Raw genomic sequence first — 12,536 nt, forward strand, 5'->3', positions numbered from 1 at the left:
TTTGTGTGGGAATTGTAATAAGAATGTGAACCCCCTATACTGCCGCTAGGTCTCCGGATTACCCTGAAGTAGGAGCACCCAGCGTTATACAGAGCACACATTTTTTGTACTCAGGACGTGGTATCGAAATTTGTGATGTGAAGGGTTACGACTCTTAATGCTGTCTGATCCCTGCCCAGGCCGGAGGAAGGAAAATAATAAGAGCTGTGTGGGCAAAACCGTGAAAAAACAAAGACCTGTCAACTTGGATCTGCAAACCATCCGATTTCCTATTACTGCGATCGCGTCCATCTTACATCGAGTCTCTGGCGTCATTACCTTCGTTGCTGTGGGTATCCTCCTCTGGCTACTGGGTTTGTCTCTCTCGTCTTCCGAGGGATTCATGCAGGCCGCTGCCATCATGAATAGCTTCATTGTTAAATTCATCTTCTGGGGAATCCTCACTGCGTTGGCCTACCACATCATCGTCGGTATCCGCCACGTATTAATGGATTTTGGTTATATCGAAGAGAGTTTGGCTGCGGGTACCCGTTCTGCCCAAGTGGCAATGGGATTAACCTTGGTGCTGTCAGTTCTGGCTGGAGTCTTGGTATGGTAAGCAATGCTTCTGCATTAGGGCGTAATGGTGTACACGATTGGCTGCTTCTGCGTGCGTCTGCGATCGTCATTACCCTGTTTGTACTCTACATCTTGGGCTTTGTTGCTATTGCCCCGGATATCACCTACGAAATCTGGCGTGGCTTTTTCGCCTCTTCCATCACCAAAGTCTTTACCTTGCTGACACTGTTGTCGATTCTCGCTCACGCGTGGATTGGGCTGTGGCAGGTACTCACAGACTATATAAAGCCATTAGCATTGCGGCTGGTGTTACAACTGGTCGTGGTTATCACGTTACTGGTCTACTTATTGTACGGAACTATTGTGGTGTGGGGAGCTTAAATGAAACTGCCGGTCAGAGAGTTTGATGCTGTTGTTGTGGGTGCGGGTGGTGCGGGTATGCGTGCCGCCTTGCAGATTTCTCAAATGGGGCTGTCTTGTGCCCTGATTTCCAAAGTATTTCCAACCCGTTCCCATACGGTATCAGCGCAGGGCGGTATTACCGTTGCGCTGGGTAACACCCATGAAGATAACTGGGAATGGCACATGTATGACACGGTGAAAGGCTCCGATTATATCGGTGACCAGGATGCGATTGAATATATGTGTAAAACTGGCCCGGAAGCGGTGTTGGAACTTGAACACATGGGGCTGCCTTTCTCCCGTCTGGAAGATGGCTCTATTTATCAGCGTCCGTTCGGGGGGCAGTCACTGAACTTTGGTGAAGGTCAGGCGGCACGTACTGCGGCGGCAGCTGATCGTACCGGCCATGCGTTGTTACATACGCTTTATCAACAGAACTTGAAAAACCACACCACTATTTTCTCCGAGTGGTATGCGTTGGATTTGGTTAAGAATCAGGACGGTGCCTTTGTTGGTTGTACCGCCATCTGTATCGAAACCGGCGAAGTGGTGTATTTCAAAGCAAAAGCAACGGTGTTGGCGACCGGTGGTGCAGGGCGTATTTATCAGTCCACCACCAACGCTCATATTAATACCGGTGACGGTATCGGCATGGCATTGCGTGCCGGTGTACCGGTTCAGGATATGGAAATGTGGCAGTTCCACCCAACCGGTATCGCGGGCGCGGGCGTGTTGGTGACCGAAGGTTGTCGTGGTGAAGGCGGATATTTGCTGAATAAACACGGCGAACGCTTTATGGAACGCTATGCGCCAAATGCCAAAGATCTGGCGGGGCGCGATGTGGTGGCGCGCTCGATCATGATCGAAATTCGCGAAGGTCGCGGCTGTGACGGTCCTTGGGGTCCACATGCCAAGCTGAAACTGGATCATTTGGGTAAAGATGTTCTGGAATCCCGTCTGCCGGGCATTCTTGAATTATCCCGCACCTTTGCTCACGTTGATCCGGTTAAAGAGCCGATTCCGGTGATTCCGACCTGTCACTATATGATGGGCGGAATTCCGACCAAAGTAACCGGTCAGGCTATTACCGTGAATGAAAAAGGTGAAGACGTGGTGATTCCAGGTCTGTTTGCCGTGGGCGAAATTGCCTGCGTCTCGGTGCATGGCGCTAACCGCTTGGGCGGTAACTCGCTGCTGGATCTGGTGGTGTTTGGTCGTGCTGCCGGTATGCATTTGCAAGAATCATTAATGGAACAGGGGCCGAGTCGCGATGCCAGTGATTCTGATATCGATGCCTCTCTGGATCGGATGAACCGCTGGAACAACACCCCGTCAGGCGAAGATCCAGTTGAGATCCGCAAAGCCTTGCAGGCCTGTATGCAGAACAACTTCTCGGTATTCCGCGAAGGCGATGCTATGGCTAAGGGATTGGAAGAGCTGAAAGTGATTCGTGAACGTCTGAAAAATGCGCGCTTGGACGATACTTCCAGTGAATTTAATACCCAGCGCATTGAATGTCTGGAACTGGAAAATTTGATGGAAACCGCGTTTTCCACCGCAGTCTCCGCTAACTTCCGCACCGAAAGTCGTGGCGCACACAGCCGTTTCGACTTCCCGGAGCGTGACGATGCGAACTGGTTGTGCCACTCGTTGTATCTGCCGAAAACTGAGAGCATGACCCGTCGTGAGGTGAACATGCAGCCGAAGCTACGCGCGGCTTTCCCGCCGAAAGTGCGTTCTTACTGATGTGTTTACCGAGTTAACCCGTTGCGGAGGAGTGAGTCATGAAACTCGAATTTTCGATTTATCGTTATAACCCGGACGTTGACGACGCGCCGCATATGCAGGATTACAGCCTGGAAGCGGAAGAAGGCCGGGATATGATGCTGCTGGACGCACTTATCCAGTTGAAAGAACAAGATCCAACCCTGTCATTCCGTCGCTCATGCCGTGAAGGCGTTTGCGGCTCTGATGGCCTGAACATGAACGGTAAAAATGGTCTGGCTTGCATCACGCCGGTATCGGCATTGGTCAATGGCAATAAGAAGATAGTGATCCGCCCATTACCGGGGCTACCAGTCGTACGTGATTTAGTGGTTGATATGGGGCAGTTCTACACCCAATACGAGAAAATTAAGCCCTATCTGCTCAATGATGGCAAAAATCCGCCCGCTCGTGAACATCTTCAGTCGCCGGAAGAGCGGGCAAAACTGGATGGTTTGTACGAATGTATCCTGTGCGCCTGTTGTTCAACCTCTTGTCCGTCGTTCTGGTGGAATCCGGATAAATTTGTCGGCCCGGCCGGTTTGCTCGCCGCTTACCGTTTCCTGATTGATAGCCGCGATACTGAAACGCAACCCCGTTTGGATGACCTTAACGACGCTTTTAGTGTCTTCCGTTGTCACAGTATTATGAATTGTGTGAGTGTTTGCCCAAAAGGCCTTAATCCTACTCGCGCAATAGGCCATATTAAGTCTATGTTATTGCAACGAAGTGCGTGATATGAGTTTATGTCGCCTGGGAGTTTCTTCCCAGGTGATATAAAAAGGTAGGGAATCTCTAAAAACTGGCGATGTGTCTGTTTCTAGAGGTTCCTTGAAAGGGGCCGATAAGGTCCATAACAGAACGTGCATCGAGCACGTCGAGTGAACCGTCTTTACGGCAAACCGTTTACTTCACGGTATATATGTTAACCACGGCGAAAACTGAAGCTTTAAAGCTTAAGGGATCATGATGCAGAACGGCGCAATGAAGGTCTGGCTGGATTCCTCCTATCTGGCGGGCGCAAACCAGTCCTACATAGAGCAGCTCTATGAAGATTTTTTGACAGACCCTGGTTCCGTTGATGATAGCTGGCGTTCAATATTTCAACAGCTACCGACTACGGGTGTAAAACCTGATCAATTACACTCTCAAACGCGTGAGTACTTCCGCCGGCTGGCGAAAGACACCACTCGTTATCACTCCGCGATCAACGATCCTGATACTGATGCCAAACAAGTTAAGGTGTTGCAGCTAATCAACGCCTTCCGCTTCCGCGGTCATCAGCATGCAAATCTTGATCCTCTGGGGTTGTGGAAACAGGAAGAGGTGCCAGACCTTGAACCTGCTTACCATCACCTGACCGAAGAAGACTTCCAGAACACTTTCAACGTCGGTTCTTTTGCCATCGGCAAAGAAACCATGAAGTTGGCTGATCTGTATGCCGCGCTGAAACAGACCTATTGCGGGTCTATCGGTGCCGAGTATATGCATATCACCAACACGGAAGAGAAACGCTGGATTCAGCAACGCATCGAATCTGTCGTAGGGAAACCAACGTTCAGTAATGATGAGAAACGTCGTTTCCTGAGCGAGCTGACGGCTGCGGAAGGGCTGGAGCGTTATTTAGGCGCCAAATTCCCCGGAGCTAAACGATTTTCGCTGGAAGGCGGCGACTCGTTAATCACCATGCTGAAAGAAATGATCCGTCACGCAGGGAAAAACGGTACCCGTGAAGTGGTATTGGGGATGGCTCACCGTGGTCGCCTGAACGTCCTGATCAACGTGTTGGGTAAAAAACCGGAAGATCTGTTCGATGAGTTTGCTGGCAAGCATAAAGAACATTTGGGTACCGGTGACGTTAAATATCACCAAGGCTTCTCTTCCGACGTAGAAACCGAAGGCGGCCTGGTTCACTTGGCGCTGGCCTTTAACCCTTCTCACCTGGAAATTGTCAGCCCAGTGGTGATCGGCTCTGTTCGTGCCCGTCGTGACCGTCTTGATAAAGCCCGCAGCAATATGGTTCTGCCAATCACCATTCACGGTGATGCGGCCATTGCAGGGCAGGGCGTAGTTCAGGAAACCCTGAATATGTCGCAGGCGCGGGGTTATGAAGTTGGCGGTACCGTGCGTATTGTCATTAACAACCAGATTGGTTTCACTACGTCCAATCCGCAGGATGCTCGTTCCACCCAATACTGTACCGATATTGCCAAAATGGTGCAGGCGCCGATTTTCCACGTCAATGCTGATGATCCTGAAGCTGTGGCGTTTGTTACCCGTCTGGCGTTGGATTTCCGTAACACCTTTAAACGTGACGTGATGATCGATCTGGTCTGTTACCGCCGCCACGGCCATAACGAAGCCGATGAGCCAAGTGCCACTCAGCCAGTGATGTATCAGAAGATTAAAAAACACCCAACGCCGCGCAAAATCTATGCTGACAAGCTGACTGAGCAAAAAATTGCTGGCCAGGAAGATGCCACGGAAATGGTCAACCTGTATCGCGATGCGCTGGATCACGGAGATTGCGTGGTTGAAGAATGGCGTCCGATGAATCTGCAATCTTTTACCTGGTCTCCGTATCTGAACCATGAGTGGGATGAGGAATATCCGAGCAAAGTTGAAATGAAACGTCTGCAAGAGCTGGCGCGTCGGATCAGTCAGGCTCCGGAAGCCGTTGAAATGCAGTCTCGCGTAGCAAAAATCTACGGCGATCGTGCTGAAATGGCGGCAGGAAACAAGCCATTCGATTGGGGCGCGGCTGAAACGCTGGCCTACGCTACGTTGGTGGATGAAGGCATTCCGATTCGCCTGTCAGGGGAAGATGCGGGTCGTGGTACTTTCTTCCATCGCCATGCGGTTATTCATAATCAGAAAAATGGTTCTGTTTATATCCCTCTGGCGAATATTCACAGCGGTCAGGGTGATTTTACCGTCTGGGATTCAGTGTTATCTGAAGAAGCGGTACTGGCTTTTGAATACGGTTATGCAACGGCTGAACCACGCACCCTGACCATCTGGGAAGCACAGTTCGGTGACTTTGCCAACGGTGCTCAGGTAGTGATCGACCAGTTCATCAGTTCTGGTGAACAGAAGTGGGGCCGTATGTGCGGCCTGGTGATGTTATTGCCGCATGGTTATGAAGGACAAGGCCCGGAGCACTCCTCCGCCCGTCTGGAACGCTATCTGCAATTGTGCGCCGAACAAAATATGCAGGTGTGCATTCCGTCCACTCCGGCTCAGGTTTACCACATGTTACGCCGTCAAGCGTTGCGCGGTATGCGCCGTCCGTTAGTGGTGATGTCACCAAAATCCTTGCTGCGCCATCCACTGGCGGTGTCTTCTCTTGATGAACTGGCTAACGGTACCTTCCTACCCGCAATCGGTGAAATTGACGAGTTGGATCCAAAAGCGGTGAAACGCGTTGTAATGTGTTCGGGTAAGGTTTATTACGACTTATTGGAACAGCGCCGTAAGAACGATCAAAAAGATGTCGCTATTGTGCGTATCGAGCAACTATATCCATTCCCGCATCAGGCAGTTCAAGCGGTTCTGGAGCAGTATGCCCACGTACATGACTTTGTCTGGTGTCAAGAAGAACCACTGAATCAGGGTGCCTGGTACTGTAGTCAACATAACTTCCGTGAAGTGATCCCATTCGGTTCCTCTTTACGTTATGCCGGTCGCCCAGCTTCGGCTTCTCCGGCAGTAGGTTATATGTCTGTGCACCAGAAACAGCAACAGAGTCTGGTTAATGACGCGTTGAACGTCGAATAGCTAATGGTTTAATACACAAGGGATAGATAATGAGTAGCGTAGATATTCTGGTTCCTGACCTACCTGAGTCCGTCGCGGATGCGACAGTCGCCACTTGGCATAAAAAACCGGGCGACAGCGTTCAACGTGACGAAGTCCTGGTAGAAATCGAAACTGACAAAGTGGTACTTGAAGTGCCTGCCAGCGAAGCCGGGATTCTGGACTCGATTCTGGAAGATGAAGGTGCAACCGTACTTTCCCGCCAGATTCTAGGTCGTATCCGTCCGGGTGACAGCTCAGGTAAACCAACAGAAGAGAAGAACCAGAGCAAAGAATCCACTCCTGCTCAGCGTCAAACCGCCAGCCTGGAAGAAGAGAACAACGATGCGCTCAGCCCGGCAATTCGCCGCCTGATTGCCGAGCATTCTCTTGATGCTAGCGCAATCAAAGGCAGTGGCGTGGGTGGGCGTATCACCCGCGAAGACGTAGACCAGCATTTGGCTACCAGGCTGGCGGCACCTAAGGTTGCTGAAGCCAAAGTAGAAATGCCAGTTCCTGCCTTGGGTAGCCGCAGTGAAAAACGCGTGCCTATGACTCGCTTGCGCAAGCGGGTGGCCGAGCGTCTGCTGGAAGCGAAAAACAGCACCGCCATGTTGACGACTTTCAATGAAATCAACATGCAGCCAATCATGGATTTGCGTAAGCAATACGGTGAAGCTTTTGAAAAACGTCACGGTGTACGTCTGGGCTTTATGTCCTTCTACATTAAAGCGGTTGTTGAGGCGCTAAAACGTTATCCAGAAGTGAATGCTTCCATCGATGGTGAAGACGTGGTTTACCACAATTACTTCGATGTCAGCATTGCGGTTTCGACTCCGCGCGGCTTGGTTACCCCGGTTCTACGTGATGTAGACACGCTGGGTATGGCGGATATTGAGAAAAAAATCAAAGAATTGGCTGTTAAAGGCCGTGATGGCAAACTGAAAGTTGAAGAACTGACCGGCGGTAATTTCACCATTACTAACGGCGGCGTGTTCGGATCCTTGATGTCTACGCCGATCATCAACCCACCACAAAGCGCAATCTTGGGCATGCATGCCATTAAAGATCGTCCTATGGCGGTTAATGGTCAGGTAGTGATCTTGCCAATGATGTATCTGGCGCTCTCCTACGATCACCGTTTGATCGATGGCCGTGAATCTGTCGGCTATCTGGTTACGGTGAAAGAGATGCTGGAAGATCCGGCTCGTCTGCTGCTCGACGTATAAAAAAGATAACTGGTAAAGGTTGCCTGTTGACTGGGTGAAATCCCGGATTACAGGCACCTGATGCCATAACAACCTATGTGCTAATAACGGTGGAACCCTGAGCGGTGTTATCTAGACACTGTAGGCTTCTCCCCGTTTTCAGACTTTATATGGATAGAACATCATGAATTTACACGAATATCAGGCCAAACAACTGTTTGCTCGGTATGGCTTACCCGCTCCAACCGGTTTTGCCTGTAGCACGCCTCGTGAAGCAGAAGAAGCCGCATCAAAAATCGGTTCCGCTCCTTGGGTGGTAAAATGTCAGGTTCATGCGGGTGGTCGCGGTAAAGCGGGCGGCGTGAAAGTGGTTAAAAGCAAAGAAGAAATTCGTGCTTTCGCCGAGCAATGGTTAGGCAAGCAATTGGTCACTTACCAGACTGATGCTCATGGCCAGCCAGTTCACCAAATTCTGGTTGAAGCAGCGACTGATATCGATAAAGAACTGTATCTGGGAGCGGTGGTCGATCGCGCTTCTCGCCGTGTAATTTTCATGGCTTCAACTGAAGGTGGTGTTGAAATCGAGAAAGTTGCGGAAGAAACACCGGAACTGATTCACAAGATTGCGCTTGACCCATTGACTGGCCCGCAGCCATATCAAGGTCGTGAATTAGCGTTCAAGCTAGGTTTGAGCGGCAAACAGGTCAGCCAATTTACCAAGATCTTTATGGGGCTGGCGGCACTGTTCCTGGAGCGCGACCTGGCGATGGTTGAGATCAACCCACTGGTGATCACCAAGCAGGGCGATCTAGTGTGTCTGGATGGCAAACTGGGTGCGGATGGCAATGCATTGTTCCGTCAACCAGAGCTGCGTGAAATGCGTGACCAGTCTCAGGAAGATGCCCGTGAAGCGCAGGCTGCACAGTGGGAACTGAACTATGTCGCGCTGGATGGCAACATCGGCTGTATGGTAAATGGCGCAGGTTTAGCAATGGGCACGATGGACATTGTAAAACTGCACGGCGGCGAACCGGCTAACTTCCTTGATGTCGGTGGTGGCGCAACCAAAGAACGTGTAACCGAGGCATTTAAAATCATTCTGTCTGACGACAAGGTGAAAGCGGTTCTGGTGAATATCTTTGGTGGTATTGTACGTTGTGATCTAATTGCAGACGGCATTATTGGTGCAGTGGCAGAAGTCGGCGTTAACGTTCCTGTGGTGGTGCGTTTGGAAGGGAATAACGCAGAGTTGGGTGCCAAGAAACTGGCAGACAGCGGTTTGAATATCATTGCTGCGACCAGCCTGACAGATGCGGCTCAGCAAGTTGTTGCGGCAGTGGGGAGTAAATAATGTCTATTTTAATCAATAAAGATACTAAAGTTATTTGCCAGGGCTTCACCGGCGGTCAAGGGACTTTCCACTCCGAACAGGCGATTGCCTACGGTACCAAAATGGTTGGCGGTGTCACGCCAGGCAAAGGCGGCACTGAGCATTTGGGTCTGCCAGTATTTAATACTGTACGTGAAGCGGTCGAAACGACAGGCGCAACGGCCTCGGTTATCTACGTTCCGGCTCCGTTCTGTAAAGACTCGATTCTGGAAGCGATCGACGCTGGCATTAAGCTGATTATCTGTATCACTGAAGGTATTCCTACATTAGATATGCTGGTTATCAAGGTGAAACTGGAAGAAAGCGGCGTGCGTATGATCGGCCCGAATTGCCCAGGTGTTATCACGCCAGATGAATGTAAAATCGGTATCATGCCAGGCCATATTCATTTGGCGGGTAAAGTGGGTATCGTTTCCCGCTCTGGTACCCTGACTTATGAAGCGGTCAAGCAGACAACGGATATTGGCTTCGGTCAATCAAGCTGCGTTGGTATTGGTGGCGATCCGATCCCAGGGTCTAACTTTATCGATATCCTGAAACTGTTCGAGGAAGATCCACAAACAGAAGTGATTGTGATGATCGGTGAGATCGGCGGTACTGCGGAAGAAGAAGCGGCTGCCTATATTAAAGATCACGTGACCAAACCGGTGGTGGGTTACATTGCTGGCGTAACTGCGCCGAAAGGCAAGCGTATGGGTCATGCTGGCGCAATTATTGCTGGTGGTAAAGGGACGGCAGAAGACAAATTTGCTGCTCTGGAAGCCGCTGGTGTGAAAACAGTTCGCAGTCTGGCTGATATCGGTGAAGCGGTAAAAATGGTTTTACCTCAGTAAGTTACCAAAAATGATTTGAGTTGTAGCAAGGCGCTAAATCCACCCGTCATTGAGACGGGTTATGGCCTATTGCTAACGCAGATACAACTTTAAGTTGATGGGAATAGATAACATAACGATTATCTCGACATCCTATGGCCACCTTTTTTGGGTGGCCTTTTTACGTTTTGAGCAAAGATACCAGGTAGAGGATTAGCCTCGTTTTTGGTGAGGGTTGGGTATTAGAAGTGATTTAGGGCCGTAATCAGCGTAATGTCATTTTGAGCTTGTTGCTTACTCTGTTCGCTTTTCGCCGTACTGACCTTCTGCCGCAAAGCGGCTAATGCGGCATCGTAGCTTGCTTGATCATTAAACAGCTTATCTTTGACGTTGATTGACGCGATATTGGTAAAGCGGCCATCCTCAGTCATCGGGAGTGTCATTTTCCCATCATTGATTAATTGCCTGACAATTTGGCGCTGCGGTTCATAGCCATCCAGACCTGCCAGTTTCCAGCGTTGTTCAGTTTTTCCCTGATACTGGCCTTTCTTCACCTCAGTCAGATAGCGAATGGTCAGATTACGGATAGTGCCTTCCTCTTCGCCAAACTCAGCTTTGGTATCAGACAATATCGGGAATATCTGGCCTTCAAGTATCCCGCCTTTCTGTGTTAAATGCCCCATGCGATAGCTGTTCATACCTAAACGAATAGGCATGCTGTCAGTGACGACACTGCCGTCATTAAAACGCAGGTTGGTGATACGTGAGCCAGCGGGTTGGCGTAGATCGATGGTATAGGTCACGCCATCAAAAAAGTCGTTGGTAGAATATTTGGAGGCGCGACGTAGCGGATTAAAACTGTAGGTGACATCGCCGGATTTGACCTGATTGAAATAATCAGCCGACCACTCCATATATTTTTTCAGCTCTTTACCTGTTAGCTGATAAACGGTTATTTCCCCACCAGCATACTGGTAGTTAAAAGCAATATCTTTAGCTTTTATCTCACCAAGATCTAATTTAGCTCGGTCATTATCGATCTGTAGGGCAATAACCTGCGCTTTCGGTGCATAGTAGCGAACGGCTTCCTGGAATAGGGCGCTGATACCAGTATCCTGAATATGGACCTGCGGGATGCCTTTAATCTGATCTTTAGGGACTAAATCAACCCCGCTTAGGATAGCAATAATTCGATTGGCGTTAGCACGTAACATATTGTGATAAGGCTGATAAATAGTTTCAAGTGCTACATCAGAATGAACACCTTTGATTGGATAGGTGTAGCTGTCTTTATTAATAAGATGATATTTTCCGTCTCGTTTTTCAAATTGCAGATCGATGCGGGAAAGCGCTCGGCCATATTTATCTGGCTCGGTAATAATCACACCGTTAACCACGGCTTTGTCGATTTTGACGTGCATATGGCCCGCAACAATGGCCGCCAGTTCTGGGTTGGCTTTAGCGATATCACCTACGCCGGTACCCGGACGCTGATTCTCGTTATCAATTCCCATATGAGCGACCAGCACAATCGCATCGACCTGTGGCTGAATTTGTTGAATAACTTGCTTAACTTCTTGCACCGGATCGGTAAAATGCAGGCCCTTAACACGATCGGTGCCTTTGGCAAACTCCGCCGTCATGGGGGTATCCATTCCGATGATGCCGATTTTGACCCCCTGACGTTCAATGATTTTATACGCAGGGAGATAAGGTTTGCCGCTGTCCCAGAAGATATTTCCCGCCAAAGCGGCGCCTTTAAACTGGTTCAGTGAGGTAGATAGCACCTTTAGGCCAAAATCGAACTCATGGTTGCCCATCACCCAGGCATCATAATTCAGGGCATTAAAACCCAGAATCATCGGGCTTAGTGCATCATTCTTGAAGGTTTCGACGAAGTTGCCTTGCAGGGTGTCACCGGCGTCCACCAAAATGATATTCGGCTGTGCGGCGCGGATTTTCTTCACCTGAGTGGCGATTTGGCTCAGACTGCCAGCCAGATTTTCGCTGTCGCTGGCATAATCCCAGGGAACAAAGGTGCCGTGAAGGTCAGAGGTAGCCAGAATTGTCACGTTAATAGGTTCGTTAGCCAGAGTGGTGGTGCTGAAGCAAAGTAGCGAGGCGATAACTGTTTTTTTCATTTTTATCTCTTGAAGGGGACAATATTTCATTGTGTAACAGCATTGATGATGCAACAAAATAGCAACACAAGCGAATGCTTCGCTGAAGATGAACTCATATATTCATATAAATTGCTAAATTGTGATTTAACTCACCCTCGTCAATATAAATAAAAAAGTTAATCTTGATCGCATAATAACGAAAAAATAATGCATTAGATAAACCATAAAATCACATTTATTTAACACTGAGGGGTTATATAAAAATAAAAGAACGATTAATTAACATGCGAAGAATAAAATTGTTCTAAATCAAGTTTTCAATATGGCAATAATGTTCATATGAGCTTAAATTGTTCTGGATCAAACTACCTGCCGAACGATAAATAGTCGGTTTGTTGACCTGTAGCCAGAACTCAACGCTGGGTCACGTAAAATCCTATTTATTGTGTGGGATTCAACGCTGGGTCACGTAAAATCCTATTTA

9 protein-coding genes are annotated in these 12,536 nt (G+C 49.2%); 8 read left to right on the top strand and 1 reads right to left on the bottom strand.

Translation table 11 applies throughout. The annotated features are described in order from the left end of the window. The first annotated feature begins 157 nt into the window (after positions 1-157). The 8 genes from sdhC (at position 158) to sucD (ending at position 9,950) form a co-directional block, all read left to right on the top strand. Entirely contained in the window at positions 158-598 is a 441-nt protein-coding gene (gene sdhC, locus DJ39_RS08415) for a succinate dehydrogenase cytochrome b556 subunit (RefSeq protein ID WP_256465956.1), read from the top strand. Then, positions 592-939, top strand: coding sequence for a succinate dehydrogenase membrane anchor subunit (gene sdhD / locus DJ39_RS08420; protein WP_038244487.1), 348 nt, complete (start codon positions 592-594; stop codon positions 937-939). Before sdhC ends, sdhD begins: the two co-directional genes overlap by 7 nt. Further along, positions 940-2,706, top strand: coding sequence for a succinate dehydrogenase flavoprotein subunit (gene sdhA / locus DJ39_RS08425; RefSeq protein WP_004722181.1), 1,767 nt, complete (start codon positions 940-942; stop codon positions 2,704-2,706). It abuts the gene before it with no gap. Between the two features lie 38 nt (positions 2,707-2,744). Beyond that, entirely contained in the window at positions 2,745-3,461 is a 717-nt protein-coding gene (locus DJ39_RS08430) for a succinate dehydrogenase iron-sulfur subunit (protein ID WP_004722178.1), read from the top strand. A gap of 232 nt (positions 3,462-3,693) precedes the next feature. Next, on the top strand, positions 3,694-6,501 hold the full coding sequence (gene sucA / locus DJ39_RS08435; protein ID WP_038244485.1) for a 2-oxoglutarate dehydrogenase E1 component: 2,808 nt from the start codon (positions 3,694-3,696) through the stop codon (positions 6,499-6,501). A 29-nt stretch (positions 6,502-6,530) separates the two neighbouring features. Then, positions 6,531-7,748 (top strand): 2-oxoglutarate dehydrogenase complex dihydrolipoyllysine-residue succinyltransferase, encoded by a 1,218-nt coding sequence (gene odhB / locus DJ39_RS08440; protein WP_004722175.1) that lies wholly within the window; start codon positions 6,531-6,533, stop codon positions 7,746-7,748. A gap of 163 nt (positions 7,749-7,911) precedes the next feature. Further along, positions 7,912-9,078 carry an ADP-forming succinate--CoA ligase subunit beta gene (gene sucC, locus DJ39_RS08445; protein WP_004722174.1) on the top strand — a complete coding sequence of 389 codons (1,167 nt, stop codon included), beginning with the start codon at positions 7,912-7,914 and terminating at the stop codon, positions 9,076-9,078. Continuing rightward, on the top strand, positions 9,078-9,950 hold the full coding sequence (sucD, locus tag DJ39_RS08450) for a succinate--CoA ligase subunit alpha (protein WP_038244479.1): 873 nt from the start codon (positions 9,078-9,080) through the stop codon (positions 9,948-9,950). Before sucC ends, sucD begins: the two co-directional genes overlap by 1 nt. A 221-nt stretch (positions 9,951-10,171) precedes the next feature. On the opposite strand, the gene DJ39_RS08455 is transcribed toward sucD, so the two are convergent. Beyond that, the gene (locus DJ39_RS08455) at positions 10,172-12,070 is read right to left on the bottom strand and encodes a 5'-nucleotidase C-terminal domain-containing protein (protein ID WP_004722171.1); all 1,899 of its coding nucleotides are present in this window, start codon (positions 12,068-12,070) and stop codon (positions 10,172-10,174) included. Positions 12,071-12,536: the final 466 nt, after the last annotated feature.

The sequence above is a fragment of the Yersinia ruckeri ATCC 29473 genome (assembly GCF_000754815.1).
GTDB classification, from domain to species: Bacteria; Pseudomonadota; Gammaproteobacteria; order Enterobacterales; family Enterobacteriaceae; genus Yersinia; species Yersinia ruckeri.